This window comes from Planctomycetota bacterium (genome assembly GCA_039819165.1).
Classification (GTDB): Bacteria; Planctomycetota; Phycisphaerae; order Phycisphaerales; family UBA1924; genus JAHCJI01.
The window spans coordinates 434,952-453,727 of sequence record JBCBSM010000001.1 but is presented as its reverse complement, the minus strand read 5'-3'; the positions used below and the strand labels follow the sequence as shown (position 1 = coordinate 453,727).

The following is an 18,776-nucleotide window of genomic DNA, read 5'->3' as shown; positions in this document are numbered from 1 at the left end:
GGCGTGATGATCATGATTCTGCGCCGCCCATTTACTCGAATCAAACGGTTTCTAGGTGCTTCCTTCTTCAAACCGGTTGGAGACGATCCGGTTTCGCCGTGCGGGGCATCCCGAGCTACTGGGTGCGCGCGAGGCTGGGAACGAGCCGCACGAGAGCTGCGACAACATCTTCGGGCGTTGGCCGGGGACCAAGGCCACGCAGTTCGTCCAGAGCGGCCTCACCGTCGAGCAAATCGTCGGTACCCGACAGGCGGAGCACGCCGTCCACGCCGGTCGGCCGCAGCCGCTCGGCCGCGTGCACAAGCGCCTCGTGGAGCTTCTCGCCCGGGCGGATGCCCGTCTCGGCGATCTCGACGCGGCCCGGGCCGGCCTGGGCGGCGCCCGCGACCTCGAGGCCATGGGCCCGTACGAAGCGGTCGGCGAGATCGGCGATGGGCACGGGATCGGCCATATCGAGCACGAAGATGCCGGCGGCATCCCCGGGCTCGATGGCGGCCGCGTGGGCGACCAGCAGCGCCGCCTCGGGGATCGTCATGAAGTACCGCGACATGCGGCGATCGGTCAGGGTGATGGGCTGGCCGTCGGCGAGCTGCGCGCTCCAGATCCGCAGCACGCTGGCCGACGACCCGAGCACGTTTCCGAATCGGACGATCGCCGTCCGCGTGCGCCGGCCATCGGCACGGCACCGAGCGTCCGCGCTCAGCGTGTAGGCCTCGGCGATCCGCTTGGTCGCCCCCATCACCGACCGCGGCTGCACGGCCTTGTCGGTCGACACCAGCACCACGCGGCCCGCGTTGGCGTCGCACGCCGCATCGACGATCGAGCGCGTGCCGAAGACGTTGTTCTCGATGGCGGCCCTGGGGTGGTCCTCCATGAGCGGCACGTGCTTGTGCGCTGCGGCGTGGAAGACGACGTCGGGCCGGTGGCGGGTCACCAATCGTCGCGTGCCGTCGGCATCGACCACGTCGTGCAGCAGCGCTGCACGGCGGACCTGCGGGAACCGCGTGGCCAGCCGGCGATCGATCTCGAACAGCGCATTCTCGGCCCGCTCCATCAGCATGATCGCGGAGGGCTCGAAGCTGCCGCACAGCGTGGCGAGTTCGGCGCCGATCGACCCGCCCGCGCCGGTCACGAGCACCCGCTTGCCCCGCAGCAGATCCCGCAGCGGCTCGGGGTCTGGCGTGCGCATCGGCCGGCCTATGAGCGACTGCAGATCGATCCGCGGCGTGGTCGCCATCGTGGGCCCCGAAGACCCGACGCCCACGAGCACGGGCGGCCGACGCGTCAGCAGGTCGGCGATGGCGGGCACGAAGCGTTCCTCGAGCCCCGCGCGGCCGATCTCGGCCCGCACGCGGGCGATGAGGTCGGCCTCGTCGAGGGGCAGGCAGACGATCGCCATCGCCACGCCCAGCCGGTCGTGCAGGTCCCCCAGCGCTTCCAGCGAACCGAGCGTGGGCAAGCCGACGATCTCGGGAGCCGGCCCGGCGTCGGCCTCGGGGTCGGCGACCAGCACCATGCCGGCGACGTGCGGCCCGCCGTCGGGCAGCAGCCGCACGGCCTCCGAGAGCGTTCTCGGCGTGCCGATGAGCACCGCGGGCGGCGCCGAGGATGCGATCCGGGCGTGCGTGGCGTGCTGGGCGGGGGCGGCGGTCATGGGCGGTGTATCGGCCACCGGCGGCCCGCGCCATTGGCCGCCGCTACGCTCCGCGGCATGATCGCGTGCATCACGGGGCGGCTGGCGGCGGTCGACGACCAGCGGGCGCTGATCCAGACCGACTCGGGCGTTGCCTTCGCCGTGCTGCTGCCGCCCTACCTCGAGGCCACGCTGCGGGCGGCGGATGCCGGCTCGCCCGCGACTCTGCACACCGTCTGCCTGATGGAGTCCCCCAACCAGGGCGTAACGCTGCTGCCGCGGCTCATGGGCTTCGCGACGGAGGCCGACCGCGACGTGTTCGAACTGCTGACGACGGTGAAGGGGCTCGGCCACCGCCGGGCGCTGCGGGCGATCGCCGAGCCGCCGCAGGAGATCGCCGCCGCGATCGCACGGGGCGATGAGGTGAGCCTCCGCCGGCTGCCCGAGATCGGGGCCAAGCTGGCCAAGGCCATCGTGGAGGCACTGGGCCCGACGCTCCGCGATCGGCTGGCGATCGAGGAGGTCGAGCGTGCGTCGACGCCCGAGCCAAAGCACGCCTCCCCCGCCGTCGCCGACGCGATCCGGGCGCTCGTGTCGCTCGGCGAGCAGGCGGCCAACGCCGAGCGGAAGGTCGAGCAGGCGTCCCGCAGCATGGGACCGGACGCCGAGGCGGGCGACCTCGTCGCCACCGCGCTGAGCCTCTGACCGCCCGCCCATGCAGAGCGCATAGGCTGCGTCGATGCGATACGCGATGATCATGGCCGGTGGCAGCGGCACTCGGCTGTGGCCCATGAGCCGCGTCGAGCGGCCCAAGCAACTCCTGCCGTTCATCATTGATCGCGGCGGCGACGCGCCCCGCAGCCTGCTGGAGATCTCGGCAAATCGACTCACGGACGTCGTGGACCACGGCCGTGTGCTGGTGTGCACCCAGGAGCGCTACCGCGACGCCGTGCGGGCCGCGCTGCCGACGCTCTCGGACGACCAGATCCTCGGCGAGCCGGTCGGCCGGGACACCGTGAACGCCGTGGGGCTGACGGCGGCGGTGCTGGCACAACGCGATGCCGATGCGACCTTCTGCGTCATGACCGCCGACCACATCATCCAGCCCGTTGACCGGTTCGCCGAGATCGTGCGTGCGGGCTTCGATCTCGTGGACCGCAGCCCGCGGACGCTGGTCACCTTCGCCATCGAGCCGACCTTCCCGGCCACCGGCTACGGCTATGTGAAGCGGGGTGGGGCCATCGACGGCACCGGCGGGCTCGGCTCTCGCGTCGAGCGATTCGTCGAGAAGCCCGACGCCGAAACCGCTCGCGGCTATCTCGACTCCGGCGGCTACGGCTGGAACAGCGGCATGTTCGTCTGGAGGGCCGACACCTTCCTGGCCTGCCTCAGAGCTTTCACCCCCGAGGCCCACGCGGGGCTCTCGGAGATCGCAGCCGCCTGGGATACGCCGCAGCGCCGCGCAACGCTCGAGCGGGTGTACCCGACCCTGCCCAAGACCAGTGTCGACTACGCGATCATGGAACCCGCAACGGGCGAGCGGACGGCGGAGGTCGGCGTGAACGTCGCTACGCTGCGGATGGACGTGTCGTGGCTCGATGTCGGCTCGTGGACGAGCTACGCCGAGACGCTCGAGGCCGACGACACTGGCAACGGCGTGGCGCACACCGCCGGAGCGGGCCACGCGGTGCTGGTCGACAGCGAGCGCAACCTGGTGGTCAACGACGAGGCGGGGCACGCCGTCGCGCTGCTGGGCTGCGAGGGGCTGGTGGTGGTGCACACGCCGGGCGCCACGCTCATCATGCCCCGCGACAAGGCCGAACGGCTCAAGGACCTGCACGGCCGGCTTCCGGCGGAGCTGCGCTGACCGTGGCGGCGCGCGTCATCCGGTACGTGGGCGTCGACCTGGGCGACAAGCGGACCGGGCTGGCGCTCGCCGACAGCCTCACGAGGCTCCCCGCGCCCTGGACCGTCCTGGAGGTGCCCCTCGCGCACCAGGGCGGCGATGCGCTGCTGGCCGCGATCGAGCGGGCGATCCGTGGCGAGTTCGGCTCCGCCCCGCCGATGGAGGTCGTCGTGGGGCTGCCGCTGCACATGGATGGCGCCGAGGGCGACCGGGCGCGGCTGGCTCGCAGCTTCGCGGGCCGGCTCGCCAAGCGGCTGGGCGTCGCCGTGCACCTGGCCGACGAGCGGCTCACCAGCAAGCAGGCCGACTGGGCCCTGGGCGGCTCGGGGCTCACCCACAAGCAGAAGAAGATGCGGCGGGACGCGATCGCGGCGGCGGGCATCCTCGCCGGCTTCCTGCGTGCCGCGGACGGGGACGCCGACGGCAACCCCCCGGCCGCGCATCCGAACAACGAGGCGAAAGGACGCGATCCATGAGAAGGTTCTTCGTGCAGTGCATCGTGTCGGCGGTCGCCATCGCGTGCGGGTGTGCCTCGTCCACGGCGCAGGCGCCCGACCCGGACCGCGTTGTCGCCGAACGCGAACCGCTCGACGACGTGCTCCGCCGCCTCGAGCGCGCAGGCGATGGGCTGCGGACGTTCTCGGCCCAGGTGCGGTATACGACGATCGCCGATCTGGGAGGCGCGTTCCGCCAGCGCGTCGGCACGCTGGTCTTCGAGGTCGAGCCCCGGGACGACGGCGCCCCCCGCCGCCGCTTCGGCGTCGAGTTCGTCCGCGTCTGGGTGGGCGACCAGATCTTCGACGACGAGAACGCGCAGCAGGCGATCACCTTCGATGGCCGATGGTTCGCCGAGAAGTTCGCCGGCCAGCGGCAGATCAACCGCTACGAAATCGTGGCCGAGGGCGAGATCGCGGACCCCTTCGAGATGGGCACCGGGTTCTTCCCGCCGCTGCCCATCGGCCAGCGCGCCGACGACCTGCAGCGCCGCTACGTGATCCGGCTCGTGTCGGCGACCGATGGCCTCGAGCCCGATCCCGACCTCGACCCCGAGCTGGACAAGGCCGAGTACGACCACGCCGCCCAGCTCATGCGGTTCGCGGAGGGCGCGACGCAGCTGCTGCTCGTGCCCCGGGCGGGGTTGGGCGACGAGCGCTTCGCCGAGATCCGGCTGTGGTACAAGTCCGACGCGTCGGGCCGGCTGCTGCCGCGGATGTCCCGCACGGTCGACCGCCGCGGCGACGTCTCGATCGTGGAACTGGCACACCCGCTGTCGATCAACGAGCCCATCCGCGGCGAACTGCTCTCCACCGCCATCCCCGAGGGCTGGGCCGTGACCGAGCGGCGGCTGCAGGACGGACCGGGCGAGCCCGCCGGCGGAAACGGGTAATCGCTACATCCGTTCGGGGCTGCCCGGGACAGCGGGCCGATGCTCAACCCCGGACGGCCCGGGACGCGAAGAAAAGCGAGATGCCACGCGTTAATCAGGTGATGCGGTCCAACGGTTCCAAGCTGCGCGGGTCCAGGCTGCTTGCGATGCTCTTGCTCGCGGGGCTCGCGGTGCCGTCGCTCGCGCAGCAGGGTCAGCCGGGCGAGCCCGCGCTCTCGCCAGCCGTCGAGCGAGCGATCGCCGCCGACTACCTGAGCGACTCCGAGCGAGCCGCGCTGCGGGTGTTCCACGGCCAGTGGACCGACGCCGACCTAGTCGAGCCGGCGTTGGCGGCGCGTGCGGCACTCCTCGCCGGTGACTATGGCAGCCCCGCGTTCGATGCGGAGGGCGTCGACCCGCTCGACCGGGCCGAGGCGATGGTGCTGCGGGGCGACGTCCGCGATGCGCTCGCGCTGATCGAGGACAACGACTCGCTCCGCGCGCTGCGGCTGCGGGCACGCGGCCTCGAACTCCTCGGCGACCTCGCGGGCGTGGCCCGCGTTACGGACGCCGGCGTCGAGCGGCTGGCGAGCGAGGCCATCGAGGATCCCGCCGCGCTGACGGACGGCGCGCGGCTGCTGGCGATCCGCGCGCGGACCATCGGCGTCGATCCCGGCGCGGGCGAGTACGAACTGATCACCAGCCTGCTTGCGCGCGTTCGCGACGATCTGGACCGGCTGCATTGGCCCGCGCGGCTGGCCGAAGCGCAGCTGCTCGACGCCCGCGACAACCGCCTGGGCGCGCAGCAGGCCATCACCGAGGCGCTCGCGCTCAACCCGCGGGCCGCCGAGGCGTGGGCAACGCTCGGCGAGCTGCAGGTGCGCGGCTTCAACTTCGACCAAGCCGACGCGATCGCCGACAGGCTCGATTCGATTACCGGCACGCTCCGGGAAGGTGCGCAATCGCCGCACGCGGGCCTGATCCGCGCCCGGGCGATGCTGCGGCAACGCGAGCCCGCGAAGGCTGCCGAACACGCCGACGGGGTGCTCACGGCCTACCCCGCGATGCGCGGTGCGCTCGCGCTGCGGGCCGCCGTCGCCGCGGTGTACAACGACGCCGCCACGGAGGCCGCGCTGCTGGCGCGGCTCGACGAGCTGTCGCCCGGGACGGCGCTGGGCCACTACGAGGCGGGCGTGCAGCTCAGCGACTGGCGGCAGTACGCCCCCGCCGCGGCCCACCTCCGCGCAGCCACCGAGCTCCAGCCGGCGTGGCCCGAGGCGTGGATCGAGCTGGGGCTGCTGGCGATGCAGGCCGCCGACGATGGCGAGGCGATCGCCGCGCTGACACGCGCCACGGAGCTGGACCCCTTCAACCGCCGTGCGCGCAATAGCCTGACGCTGGCCCAGAAGCTCGCGGGCTTCGAGACCATCGAGACCGACCACTTCCTGATCCGCTACGAGGCGGGCCCGGACGAGCTGCTCGCCCGTGTCATGGGGCCCGAGCTCGAGCGCATCCACGACCGCGTGTCCGGCGCGGCACGCGACGGCCTCGATCACGAACCCGCCGAGCGGACCGTCATCGACCTCATGCCCGACCACGCAACCTTCGCGGTGCGGATCACCGGCATGCCCGACATCTTCACCATCGCCGCCAGCACCGGTCCGGCCATCGCGATGGAGAGCCCTCGCCCCGGACCGGGCCGCACCCAGCGAGGCTACGACTGGGCCCGCGTCCTGCAGCATGAGTACGTGCACACCGTCAGCCTTTCTCGGACCAGCAACCGCATCCCCCACTGGTTTACGGAGGCCGCCGCGGTCTACCTCGAGGACGCGCCGTGGGACGAGCGGCGGGCCCGCATGCTGGTGGCGTCGCTGCGGGACGACACGCTCTACCCGCTGGACACGCTCAGCCTGGGGTTTATCCGGCCCGATCGCCCCAACGGCCGGGCGCTCGCGTACGCGCAGTCGGCCTGGGTGTACGAGTTCATCGTTGAACGCTTTGGGAGCGAGGCGCCGCTGCGGCTGATGGACGGCTACGCGCAGGGCCTCACGCAGCGAGAGGCGTTCGAGGACGTGCTCGGGCTGCCCCAGGACGACCTCGAGGCCGAGTTCCTCAACTGGGCCCACGGCCGCGCCCGCGCGTGGGGGCTGCTGCCCGCCGACGGCGTGCCGAGCGCCGGCGAGTTGCTCGAGCAGTACGAGGGCGATGGGTCGGTGTCGATCGAGACCCTCGATGACCTGCTGGTGCAGCACCCCGAGCACCCGCAGCTGGTCGAGATGCGGGCGAAGGCCGAGTTGGACCGCCGTAGCGGCCGGCCCGCGCCCGAGATGGCCGACCTGCTGCGGACCTGGGCCCGTGTGCAGCCCATCGCCGACCAGCCCCGGCGGATGCTGGTGCTACTCGCCCGGCGGGACGGCGGCATCGATCCGGCGGATGCCGAGGCGGCGGACCACCTGCGGCACCTGGATGCCCGCGAGCAGTACTCGGCGGCCTTCGCGACCGAGCTCTCGCGGCTGGCGATGCGACGGGGCGACTTCGGCGACGGACTGCACTGGGCGAAGCGGGCGGTCCGCATCGAACCCTTCGACGCGCCGACCCGCGAGCTGGCGGCGATGGCGGCCATCCGCGCCGGCGATCTCCGCGAAGCACGGCTGCACGTCGAGGCGCTGATCGCAATCGAGCCCGGCCGCGCCATCCACCAGCAGCGGCTCGACGCCATTAACGCGCGGCTCGATCGCTAGACCGCCACCCCGGCCGATGCACCGTTCTCCGCCCGGGCATCATCCTCGGGTGCGTCATCGGGCTTGCCCTCGACCGCCCAGCCGGTCCATTTCTCGAACCTGGCTTGCAGGTCCGCGGCGATCTCGGCGGGCGGCGTCGTGCGGTCGTACTGCACCGGCGGCAGGATGCGGATGCGCGGCCGGCTGGGCTTGGCCAGGCTCGCCCACGCCGTGGACGCCATGGGCGCATCCTCGATCACGATGGGCAGCACCGGCGCGTTGCTGCGGCGTATGAGCATGCCAATACCGGGCTGGAAGGGCCGAAGCGTCCGCTTCCGACGCTCGATGCCGCCCTCGGGGAAGAGGCCCAGCACGCCCCCGTCGGCCAGGTGCCGCAGCGCGTCGCGGACGCCGGCGGCATCCCGCTCGCGCTGCGAGACGAAGATGATCCTGGCCCAGCGCCACAGGCCCTCGCCGAGGGGATGGCGCATGTGGGCGGCCATCATCCAGCGGGGCTCGAAGGGCAGCACGTACTGCACGAGCAGCGGATCGACGCCCGACGCGTGATTGGCCACGACGATCATCGAGCCCGGAGCGTTGGTCCGGGGCACGTGCTCGCGGCCCGCGACGGCCGGCCGGTGCAGCAGCCAGACGTACAGCCGCAGCGTGTGGTAGACCAGCCCGCCCTCGACGTCGTCCCGCGGATTGCGCAGCAGCGGGCCGGCGAGCAGGGCCACCACGATCCAGAGCACGATGGCGGCGGCGAGCCAGAACACGGGCGGGAGGTTAGCACGGAGTAGCTTTGGCCGGCGGCTTGCCCGCCCCGCGCAGCTTTGTATCATCCGGATATGAGCACTTTGTTTGGTGCCGCCCGCGAGCGTCGCCGGCGGCTGGCCGAGCCCCTGGCGATGCGGATGCGGCCGCGTTCCCTCGACGAGTTCGCGGGCCAGCGGCACATCCTGGCTCCCGGCAAGCTGCTGCGGCGGATGCTCGAGGCCGACGCGATCACGAGCCTGGTGCTGCACGGCCCGCCCGGCACGGGCAAGACGACGCTGGCCCAGCTGATCGCGGCGCACACCAAGCGGCACTTCGAGCAGGCCAACGCGGCCTCCGTCGGCGTGAAGCGGGTCCGCGAGATCGCCGACGTCGCCCGCAGCCGGCTGGAGGACGGCGGCCCGCGGACGGTGCTCTTCCTCGACGAGATCCACCGGTTCACGCGGAGCCAGCAGGACGTGCTGCTGGGCGACGTAGAGGCCGGCGTGCTCACCCTCGTGGGCGCGACGACGGAGAACCCGTTGTTCGCGTGCAACGCCGCGCTGGTGAGCCGCAGCACGCTGTTCCGGCTGGAACCGCTCGGCGAGGACGAAATCGTCGCCGTGCTGCGGCACGCCATCGCCGACGAGCCGCGGGGCTTCGGAGCGCTGCCGCTCGATGTCCGCGACGACGCGCTCGTGGTGTGGGCCACCAAGTGCGACGGGGATGCGCGACGGGCGCTGACGGCCCTCGAGGTCGCGGTGCTCAGCTCGTTGCCCGAGGATCGCGAACCCCAGGGCGTGATCGTGATCGACCGGGCGGTCGCCGAGGAGTCGATCCAGCAGAAGGCGATGGTCTACGGCGATGACGAGCACTACGACGCGGCGTCGGCCATGATCAAGGCGATGCGGGGCGGCGACCCCGACGCGGCGCTCTACTGGATCGCGCGGATGCTCGAGGGCGGCGAGGACCCGAGGTTCATCGCGCGGCGCATGGCGATCCTGGCCAGCGAGGACATCGGCAATGCCGATCCCGAGGCGATCACCGTGGCCGCCTCGGCGTGGTCGCTCGTCGAGCGGATCGGCATGCCCGAGGCGCGGATCACGCTGGGGCAGGCCGCCTGCTACCTCGCCCTGGCGCCCAAGAGCAACGCGAGCTACATGGCGATCCGGGCGGCGCTGGAGGATGTCCGCGAGGGCCGCACCGTGCCCGTGCCGCTGTACCTGCGGGATCCCAACTCGTCCCCGGTGTCGGCGGGCGAGGGCGCCGGCGTGCGGACCAAGCAGGCCGGCGGCGAGCGCTACGAGTACAGCCACGGCCACGAGGACGCCCTGACCGGGCAGGACTACCTAGGCGTCGAGAAGGCCTACTACGAACCGACCGACGCCGGCGCCGAAGCGGCGATGCGGGAGCGGCTCGAGGAGGTCCGCCGCAGACGCCGGGAACGGCGTGCCTCGGCCAATCCCGGTGGCGAGCCGGCGGGGCCCGCCGGGCCGGTCGGTGGTGCGCCACCGGGCTGAGGGGGTTCCGGGTGCAGCCCCCCTCCGCGGCGACCCGATATCGTGGCTGTGAGCGTTCCCGCCCCACGTCGCCCCGCACGCCGTTCGTACGGCCCCGCGTGGCCGCCGACGATGCCCGCGATGCCCGACGAAGAAGACAAGTCGCTCGTTCGCACGCGGGTCCGCCAGATCGTGGAGCGGGTGCCGCAGGCCGACCTCCGGCAGGCCTCGGACCGGCTGGCCGAGCGGGTGCTGGCGTGGACGCCCATCGAGCACGCCCGCTGCGTGATGGTCTTCCTGTCGATGCCGGGGGAGGCCGACACGGCCGAGCTGGTGCATCGCCTGATGGCCCGCGGCGTGAAGGTGGCCGTGCCCCGCGTGGATTGGGATGGTCGCGTGCTGACGCCCGCGGAGCTGCGGGACGCGGAAGCCGACATCGTCGAGGGCCGCCACGGCGTGCCCGAGCCCGCGCCCCATGCGCCCGCGGTCGCGATGGCGTCGGTGGACGTCGTGCTGGTGCCGGGCGTCGCGTTCGACCTCCGCGGCTTCAGGCTGGGCCGGGGCGGCGGGTTCTATGATCGCCTGCTGGCACGGCCCGATCGCCGTGGGCTCGCACTGGGCCTCGCTCTGGAGGCCCAGCTGATCTCCCGGGTGCCGACCGAACCGCACGACGCCCGCCTGGATGCGGTCGCGACCGAGCGGCGGCTGCTGGAGATCAACGGCCCGCGGATCGCCGCCGTGCTGGACGACGTGGGCCGCTAGCCCGAGCCGGCCCGCGCAAGATCTTTGGATCGCGCACGCGCAAGGAGGTCGCATGTCGCTGCCATCACAGGGTGGATTCGGATTCGGGGGCGCGACGCGGAAGCGCCGCCGCGGACGCCGGCCGATGCGCCGCGTCGTCGGCGTGCTGCTGCTCGTAGGCGTCGCCGGAGGCATGGTGTGGGCCTTCCTGCCCCCGAACTCGTCGTCGGCCGGCGAGCCGCAGCGGGACGCCTCCGAGACGCGGCTGGCGGCAACGGACCGGGCCGAACCCCTGTCGCCGATCGAACTGGCGGCACGGCCTCCGCAGGCCGAGGCCTCGCCGCAGGTTCCCGCGGGATCTGCGGCTCGATCGGACACCCAGGGACGGACGCCTGCTGCCGAGCCACGACGCCCCTCTCCCGACGGCGCCCGCGAGGTACGCCAGGCAGCGCCCCCGCCGGCGGCCATCGAGCTCGACGACCGGCGGGATACCCCGGCCTCGACGCCCCGCGCGAGCGCCGTCGCGTCGCTGATCGCCCGGGCCGAGCAAGAACTGAAAGCCAACGACCCGCTGCAGGCCCGCGAGCTCTACAACCGCGCCCTGATGAGCGAGCAGGCGACCGAGGCCGAGCGTGCGACCATCCGCCAGCGGATGGGGGCGATCAACCAGGACCTGCTGTTCTCGCCCCGCGTCTACGAGGGCGATCCGTTCACCGCCACCTACATCGTGCAGAACGGCGATTACCTCAGCACCATCACGCAGCGCGAGGGGCTCGCGGTCGACTGGCGGCTGCTGGTGCGGATCAACCGGCTGGCCAGCGACGGCATCCGCGGCGGCCAGCGGCTCAAGCTGGTCCGCGGGCCGTTCAACGCCGTCGTCGACAAGAGCGAATTCCGCCTCGACCTCTACGCCGGCCCGCCCGACGAGCCCACCGACTGGATGTTCATCCGCTCCTACGACGTCGGGCTGGGCGAGTACGACGGCACGCCCGTGGGCGCGTTCGAGGTCAAGCGGCACAGCAAGCTGATCGACCCCCACTGGGTCAACCCCCGCACCGGCGAACGCTTCAGCAACAGCGACCCGGAGAACCCCATCGGTGAGCGGTGGATCGGCCTGCGAGGGCTCGGCGAGGCGTCCGTATTCACGGGCTACGGCATCCACGGCACCATCGAGCCCGAGAGCATCGGCCACGAGAAGTCCATGGGCTGCGTCCGCATGCTGCCCGACGACGTGGCGACCATCTACGAGATGCTGGCCGAGGAAATCAGCCAGGTGCACATCGTGCCCTGAGCGGGCCGCAACGCCGCAAAAAACAGCCCCGGGCCCCGGCCAAATCCGGGGCCTTTTTCGTGGTGCCAACCTACGATTCGCGTCCGCCCGAGGGAGCCATGACGGCCCCCGTTCTGCGAGGTTCCATGGCCGAGAACGACCCGACGACGACGCCCGCCGACGCACGACCGAACGGCGGCTACGGGGCCGACCAGATCCGCGTGCTCGAGGGGCTCGAGGCCGTCCGCAAGCGGCCGGGCATGTACATCGGCGGCACCGGCGTCAACGCGCTGCACCACCTGGTGTACGAGGTGGTGGACAACTCGATCGACGAGGCGATGGCGGGCCACGCCACGGCGGTACAGGTCACGATCCAGGCCGACGGCGCCGTGAGCGTGACCGACGACGGCCGCGGCATCCCGGTGGATCCCGTCAAGCACGCCGACCCCCAGCTCGACGGCAAGCCCGCGGTCGAGATCGTGATGACCAAGCTGCACGCGGGCGGCAAGTTTGGCCAGGAGGGCAGCGCGTACAAGGTCTCGGGCGGCCTGCACGGCGTGGGCGTGAGCTGCGTCAACGCGCTCAGCAGCCTGCTGGAGGTCGAGGTCTACCGCGACGGCGTCATCCACGCCATGGCGTTCTCGCGGGGCCGGGTCTCCGAGCCGCTGCGGCAGGTGGGGCCGCTGCCGGCCGACACCAAACGCTCGACAGGCACGCGGGTGACGTTCCTGCCCGATACCGAGATCTTCCCGGTTACCGAATTCAGCTACGACACGCTGGCCGACCGGCTGCGCGAACTGAGCTTCCTGAACCCTGGCGTGGTGATCCGCCTGCGGGACGAGCGGGTCGACGCGTCGGGCGAGGTCCGCGACGAGGTGTTCCACGCCGACGAAGGGCTGCTGGCCTACGTGCAGCACCTGATGCGGGGCAAGTCGGCGGTCTCCAGCCCCGTGCACATCCAGCGCACCGACGGTGAGCGAGAACTGGTGTGCGAGGTCGCGCTGCAGTACCACGACGGATACAACGAGACGCTGCTGACCTTCGCCAACAACATCAACAACGTCGACGGCGGCACGCACGCCCAGGGCTTCCGCGTCGCGCTCACCCGCACGCTGAACGCCTACGCCCGCAAGGCCGGCATCATCCGCGAGAAGGACCCCACGCCCAGCGGCGAGGACCTCCGCGAGGGGCTGATCGCGATCGTGTCGGTCAAGCTGCCCGACCCCACGTTCAACAACCAGCCCAAGGAGAAGCTGCTCAACCCCGAGATCGAGGCGTTCGCGGCCCAGGCCGTCGGCGAGGCGCTGGGCACCTGGCTCGAGGAGCACCCGAGCGAGGCCAAGAAGCTGTGCCAGAAGGGCATCCTGGCGGCGCAGGCCCGCGAAGCCGCCCGCAAGGCCCGCGAGCTGACCCGCCGCAAGAGCGCCCTCGACTCGGGCAGCATGCCCCACAAGCTCAGCGACTGCAAGACCAAGGACGTCGAGCGGAGCGAGCTGTACCTGGTCGAGGGCGATTCGGCCGGCGGCAGCGCCAAGCAGTGCCGCGACGTCGAGACGCAGGCCGTCCTGCCGCTCAAGGGCAAGATCCTCAACGTCGAGAAGGCCCGCATCGACAAGGTGCTGGGCTTCGAGGAGATCCGCACGCTCGTCGCCGCCCTGCGCTGCGGCATCGGGCCGGACTTCGACATCAGCAAGCTGCGGTACGGCAAGGTCGTGATCATGACCGACGCCGACGTGGACGGCAGCCACATCCGCACGCTGCTGCTCACGTTCTTCTTCCGCCAGATGCCAGAGTTGATCCGGCGGGGCCGGGTGTTCGTCGCCCAGCCGCCGCTCTTCCAGATCATCCGCGGCAAGAAGAGCCGCTACGTGCTCAACGAGCGGGAGCTGAGCGACGTGCTGGCCGAGCAGGCCATCGAGGACGCCGCGTTGGTCGTCCGCGAGGCCTACGACGCCGACACGCTGACGGTCGACGGCGAGCCGACCATCCTGCACCGCATCGAGGGCGACGACGTCAAGCGGGCCGTCAAGCTGCTCGACCGCCTCGCGGAGCTGGTCGTGGTGGCCGAACGCCGCGGCGTCCGCTTCATGACGCTGCTCGGCACGCGGGTCGAGGCGCCCGACGGCGGCGGGACGCTGCCGACGCACCGCGTGTCGTGGCGCGGCGGGGCCTCGTGGTCGTGGTCCGAGGAGCAGGCCATCGGCATCGTCGAGCGCGAGGGGCTCCGGCTCGCCGAGAACGAGGAGCACGCCGACGCGAAGAACGAGCAGCCCCCGAGCGCGACCGCCAACGGGGCGGCCACGCCCAACGGCGCGGCGGCCGGCGGCGAGCCCAAGCCCATCGCGACCATCCGCGAGCTCCACGAGAACCGCGAGCTGGATTCGATCTTCGACCAGCTCGCCGAGCTCGGACTCGACATCGCCGACTGGGACCTGCGGCAGGAGGAGGCCGTGACCGGCGAGAAGCTGCCGGCCCGCTTCGCCTGGGTCATGCAGCAGGCCGGCAAGGCGGGCGAGGACGGCGGCGAGCGGGTGTACGAGGCGCCCAGCCTCGCCAGCATCGTGCCCACGCTGCACGACGTGGGACGCCGCGGCATGGATGTCAAGCGGTTCAAGGGCCTCGGCGAGATGGACGCCGAACAGCTCTGGGAGACCACGATGGACCCCGAGGTCCGCACGCTGCTGCGGGTGACGCTCGACCAAGCCGCCAAGGCCGAGACGCTCTTCACGACGCTGATGGGCGAGCAGGTAGAGCCCCGCCGCAAGTTCATCGAGGACCACGCCCTCGAGGCCAAGAACCTCGACGTCTAGCGGCGTCCGATAGGACCGCTCGCCCGCCCGCGGATCCGCACCGGGCCGACCCCCATTTCGGCGTCCGGGCCCAAGCGGGGCCGCCAAGCTCCCGATGTTGCCGTCGGGAGAAGCGGTATGCCCAAGCAGCCAGATGCCGATCCGACGCCGTCCAGCATCCGCATGGCGACCGACCGCCTCGATGCGTTGCTCGACAAGCTCGATGCCGACTCCGCGGGCTCGTCGCCCCGGCGGGGCCACGCCCGGCTGCCGTTCCGCACCCGCGGCATCGAGATGGAGGTCATGCAGCCCAGCGGTGGGTCGGTCACGATCCACGTGGCGTGCCGCAACCTCTCCCGCGGCGGCATGAGCGTGCTGCACAGCGCGTACATGCACCTCGGGACGACCTGCAAGGTGCGGCTGCGGCCGCTCAAGGGCGCCGAGGACGTCTGGCTCTCGGCCAGCGTCGTGCAGTGCCGGCACGTCTCGGGCCGCGTGCACGAGGTCGGCCTGCGGTTCGCCGGCGAGGTCGACGTGCAGGACTTCGTCGCCGTCGACCGCCTCAACGAGGAGTACTCCCTCGAGAACGTCGACCCCGCCGAGCTGCGCGGCCGCGTGCTGCTGATCACCGGGTACGACCTGGATCGCAAGCTGGTCGAGGTGTACCTCTCGGAGACCAATATCCGCCTGGTCACCGCCAAGGACTACGAGGAGGCCGAGCCGCTGCTGTCCGAGCCCTTCGATGTCGTCTTGTGCGACTTCGACCTCGACGCCAACGAAGCGCGGGACATGGTCCGGCAGCTGCGTTCGCAGGGCCGCGTGATGCCGCTGATCGCGCTGTCGTCGGATTCCAGCAACCGGGGACGGGCGGCGGTCCGACAGTCCGAGGCCACCGGCTTCCTGTCCAAGCCGCTGCAGCGGGGCAACCTGCTGCGGGCGCTGGGCGAGTTCATGGTGCTGCACGCCACGGCCGTCGACGAGGTAGAGGCCACCGCCGAGGGCCAGAACCCCGAGCTCGACGGCCTGGCCGAGATGTTCGCCGAGGACCTACAGAACTTCGCGGGCGAGCTCGAGAAGTGCCAGGAAGAGAACGACGCCCAGAAGGTGCGGTACATCTGCGCACGCATCCGCGGCACCGGGCCGCTGCTCGGGCACGGGATGGCGGCGGCGGCGGCGGATCGCGTGCTGGCGATGCTGGCCGAGACCGGCGAGGTGAGCTTCGCCGTCAGCGAGATCCACGCCCTGATCGACCAATGCAACCGAGCCAAGGCCGGCTGAAGCGGCCCAACCGCGCGAGGGCGCGACGCACTCGACACGCCGCCCGCGGCCCGCGATGATCCGCCATGGCATCGGGACGCGAACGCATCGCGGCGGCGCTCGGCACCGAGATCGAGCCGCTGGAGCGGCTGGCGGGCGGCTGCATCGCCGACGTCGTCGCAACAACAACGCGGCACCACGGACCGATCGTCGCCAAGCTGGCGGGCTCGGACGGCACGCTGGACGTCGAGGCCGGCATGCTCCGCGATCTCGCCGTACGCGCGCCATTCCTGCCCAATCCCGAGATCTACTACGCCGACGCCGGCCTGCTGATCATGGAGCGGCTGCCGGGGTCGACGGGCATCGGCATCGATGCCCAGCCGCACCTCGCCGAGCTGCTGGCCGAGCTTCACGGCGTAACGGCGCCGAAGTTCGGCTACCCACGAGACACACTTATCGGCTCGCTGCCCCAGCCCAACGCGGCCGGGTCGCGGCCCGGCTGCTGGGCGGACTTCTTCGCCGAACACCGAGTTCGGGCCTTCGCCACGAGAGCGCGGACTCGCGGGTCGATCTCGGAGGCGGGCCTGCGTACGGCCCACGCGCTCGCCGACGCGATCCGGTCGTCGCCCGAGCGGTACGTGGCGCCGGGAGAGGACCCCGTGCTCATCCACGGCGATCTCTGGTCGGGCAACATGCTGTCAGACGGAGGCCGGGTCACCGGGCTGATCGACCCGGCCATCTACTTCGCCGACCGCGAGATCGAGCTGGCGTTCGTGACCCTGTTCGGGTGCGTGGGCGACGCGTTCTTTGGGCGCTACGGGGAGCTGCGGCCCATCCAGCCCGGCTTCTGGGAGTTCCGACGCGACCTGTACACGATCTACCCGCTGCTGGTGCACGCCACGCTCTTCGGCGGGGGCTACGGAGCGCAAGCCGAGGCCGCAATGGCGCGCGTCCTGGGGCGTGCGTAGCGGGGCGAAGGGTGACTGACGGGATTCGAACCCGCGACCCCCAGGACCACAACCTGGTGCTCTAACCAACTGAGCTACAGCCACCGTGCGAACGACGTACGTCCGGTATTCGGGCCGGCTACCGCCGAGCGGTAACGCTAGCACGCTCGCCGGACGGGGCAAGCGGCTGGCGGATCGGGCGACGGCGAGCTAGCATCCCTCTTTCCCTCCGCCCGGCCTCTCGGCACGCGGCATCGGGACGTTCACGCAGGCTGGAGATGGAGCGCCCATGCCGACGAAGACCGCCACCGCCCTCGACCTCTCGGCCGCCCGCACCCTCCGCAATCTGCCACCGGCGCGGCTCGTCGAGCTGGCGCTGGCCGCCGGCGAGGGCACGCTGGCATCCAACGGCGCGCTCGTGTGCATGACCGGCGACCGGACCGGCCGCAGCCCCACCGACAAGTACCTCGAGGACACACCGGCCATCCACGGCAAGATCGACTGGGGCAAGGTCAACCAGCCGATGACCGCCGACCAGTTCGAACTGGCCGAGGCGATCGCCACCGAGCACCTCAACGCCCAGGATCGGCTGTACTGCTTCGAGGGCTTCGCCGGGGCCGACCCCGAGTATCGCCTGGGCGTCCGCGTGGTGACCGAGCAGGCGTGGCACAACCTCTTCGCAAGCACGCTGTTCATCCGCCAGGGCACCGAGGCCGCCGGCGGCTCGACGGACTGGAACCACGACTGGACGATCCTGAATGCGGGCCGCCGCGGGCTGACCGAGGACGAGGCCCGCCAGTTCGGCGTGCCCGGGCCGATCCTGATCGCCCAGTCGCTCGAGCGCAAGACGGTGGTGATCCTCGGCACCGAGTACGCCGGCGAGATCAAGAAGAGCATCTTCTACGCCATGAACTTCGACATGCCCGAGGTCGGCGTGTTCCCCATGCACTGCTCGGCCAACGTGGCCAAGGACGATCCGAGCAATGTCGCGCTGTTCTTTGGCCTCAGCGGCACGGGCAAGACGACGCTGAGCGCCGACCCCGACCGCGCCCTCATCGGCGACGACGAGCACGGCTGGAGCGACAAGGGCGTGTTCAACTTCGAGGGTGGCTGCTACGCCAAGTGCATCAAGCTCTCGAAGGAGGGCGAGCCGCAGATCTGGGACGCCATCCGCTTCGGCAGCGTGCTCGAGAACACCGTCGTCGACGACGAGACCCGCGAGCCCGACTACGACGATGGCTCGATCACCGAGAACACCCGCGTGACCTACCCGGTGGAGTACATCCCGGGCGCGGTGATCCCATCGACGGGCGCGCACCCCAAGAACGTCATCTTCCTGACGGCCGACGCGTTCGGTGTAATGCCGCCCGTGTCCAAGCTGACGGCCGAGCAGGCGATGTACTACTTCATCAACGGCTACACCAGCAAGCTGGCGGGCACCGAGGCCGGCGTCACGGAGCCCCAGCCCAACTTCAGCGCGTGCTTCGGCGCCCCATTCATGCCGAGGCCGCCCGCCGAGTACGCCGGCATGCTCGCCGAGCGGATCAAGAAGCACGACGCCGACGTCTGGCTGCTCAACACGGGCTGGACGGGCGGCCCCCACGGCACGGGCCACCGCTTCGAGCTGGCGTATACCCGTGCGATGGTGTCGGCCATCCTCTCGGGCGAGCTCGCGAAGGCGGAGTACGCCGAACACCCGATCCTGGGCCTGCGGATGCCTACCGCCGTGGCGGGTGTGCCGTCGGAGGTGCTCGACCCGCGGAACACGTGGAGCGACGGCGCCGCCTACGACGCCAAGGCGAAGGACCTCGCCCAGCGCTTCCGAGCCAACGACGCCAAGTACGACATGGCGGACGCCGTGCGGGCGTCGGGCCCGAACGCGTAGCGCCGTACGC

Annotated in this window: 14 protein-coding genes and 1 tRNA gene; 12 read left to right on the top strand and 3 right to left on the bottom strand. The window is 71.5% G+C overall.

The genetic code is table 11. The features are described 5' to 3' along the window. Positions 1-115: 115 nt before the first annotated feature. Positions 116-1,654: a polysaccharide biosynthesis protein gene (locus tag AAFX79_02055; protein MEO1007329.1), complete on the bottom strand. Its 1,539-nt coding sequence runs from the start codon at positions 1,652-1,654 to the stop codon at positions 116-118. 57 nt (positions 1,655-1,711) lie between these two features. Between AAFX79_02055 and ruvA the strand changes: the two genes are divergently transcribed. The 5 genes from ruvA to AAFX79_02030 all read left to right on the top strand — a co-directional run bounded on the left by ruvA (position 1,712) and on the right by AAFX79_02030 (position 7,646). Continuing rightward, positions 1,712-2,338 (top strand): Holliday junction branch migration protein RuvA, encoded by a 627-nt coding sequence (ruvA, locus tag AAFX79_02050; GenBank protein ID MEO1007328.1) that lies wholly within the window; start codon positions 1,712-1,714, stop codon positions 2,336-2,338. Between the two features lie 34 nt (positions 2,339-2,372). Beyond that, on the top strand, positions 2,373-3,500 hold the full coding sequence (locus AAFX79_02045) for a mannose-1-phosphate guanylyltransferase (protein MEO1007327.1): 1,128 nt from the start codon (positions 2,373-2,375) through the stop codon (positions 3,498-3,500). Between the two features lie 2 nt (positions 3,501-3,502). Next, on the top strand, positions 3,503-4,015 hold the full coding sequence (gene ruvX, locus AAFX79_02040) for a Holliday junction resolvase RuvX (GenBank protein MEO1007326.1): 513 nt from the start codon (positions 3,503-3,505) through the stop codon (positions 4,013-4,015). Then, entirely contained in the window at positions 4,012-4,926 is a 915-nt protein-coding gene (locus AAFX79_02035) for a hypothetical protein (protein ID MEO1007325.1), read from the top strand. The genes ruvX and AAFX79_02035 overlap by 4 nt, the downstream gene beginning before the upstream one ends. 80 nt (positions 4,927-5,006) lie before the next feature. Next, a complete protein-coding gene (locus tag AAFX79_02030) occupies positions 5,007-7,646 on the top strand; it encodes a hypothetical protein (protein MEO1007324.1) in 2,640 nt (879 codons plus the stop codon). Here AAFX79_02030 and AAFX79_02025 read toward each other — a convergent pair. Continuing rightward, a complete protein-coding gene (locus AAFX79_02025; protein ID MEO1007323.1) occupies positions 7,643-8,401 on the bottom strand; it encodes a lysophospholipid acyltransferase family protein in 759 nt (252 codons plus the stop codon). The two genes, AAFX79_02030 and AAFX79_02025, sit on opposite strands and share 4 nt — an antisense overlap. A gap of 72 nt (positions 8,402-8,473) precedes the next feature. Here AAFX79_02025 and AAFX79_02020 point away from each other — a divergent pair, with 72 nt between their 5' ends. The 6 genes from AAFX79_02020 to AAFX79_01995 all read left to right on the top strand — a co-directional run bounded on the left by AAFX79_02020 (position 8,474) and on the right by AAFX79_01995 (position 16,902). After that, positions 8,474-9,898, top strand: a complete 1,425-nt coding sequence (locus tag AAFX79_02020; GenBank protein ID MEO1007322.1) for a replication-associated recombination protein A — start codon at positions 8,474-8,476, stop codon at positions 9,896-9,898. Between the two features lie 120 nt (positions 9,899-10,018). Continuing rightward, complete coding sequence (locus tag AAFX79_02015; GenBank protein MEO1007321.1) at positions 10,019-10,639, top strand: 5-formyltetrahydrofolate cyclo-ligase; 621 nt, start codon at positions 10,019-10,021, stop codon at positions 10,637-10,639. A 52-nt stretch (positions 10,640-10,691) separates the two neighbouring features. Beyond that, positions 10,692-11,909 carry a L,D-transpeptidase family protein gene (locus AAFX79_02010; GenBank protein ID MEO1007320.1) on the top strand — a complete coding sequence of 406 codons (1,218 nt, stop codon included), beginning with the start codon at positions 10,692-10,694 and terminating at the stop codon, positions 11,907-11,909. A gap of 98 nt (positions 11,910-12,007) precedes the next feature. Continuing rightward, the gene (locus tag AAFX79_02005) at positions 12,008-14,698 is read left to right on the top strand and encodes a DNA gyrase subunit B (protein ID MEO1007319.1); all 2,691 of its coding nucleotides are present in this window, start codon (positions 12,008-12,010) and stop codon (positions 14,696-14,698) included. A 117-nt stretch (positions 14,699-14,815) separates the two neighbouring features. Continuing rightward, positions 14,816-15,955: a response regulator gene (locus AAFX79_02000; protein MEO1007318.1), complete on the top strand. Its 1,140-nt coding sequence runs from the start codon at positions 14,816-14,818 to the stop codon at positions 15,953-15,955. Positions 15,956-16,020: 65 nt separating this feature from the next. Beyond that, on the top strand, positions 16,021-16,902 hold the full coding sequence (locus tag AAFX79_01995; protein ID MEO1007317.1) for a fructosamine kinase family protein: 882 nt from the start codon (positions 16,021-16,023) through the stop codon (positions 16,900-16,902). Positions 16,903-16,912: 10 nt separating this feature from the next. On the opposite strand, the gene AAFX79_01990 is transcribed toward AAFX79_01995, so the two are convergent. Continuing rightward, positions 16,913-16,986, bottom strand: a tRNA-His gene (locus AAFX79_01990). A 184-nt stretch (positions 16,987-17,170) separates the two neighbouring features. On the opposite strand from AAFX79_01990, the gene pckA reads away from it, so the two are divergent. Then, on the top strand, positions 17,171-18,766 hold the full coding sequence (pckA, locus tag AAFX79_01985; protein MEO1007316.1) for a phosphoenolpyruvate carboxykinase (ATP): 1,596 nt from the start codon (positions 17,171-17,173) through the stop codon (positions 18,764-18,766). Positions 18,767-18,776: the final 10 nt, after the last annotated feature.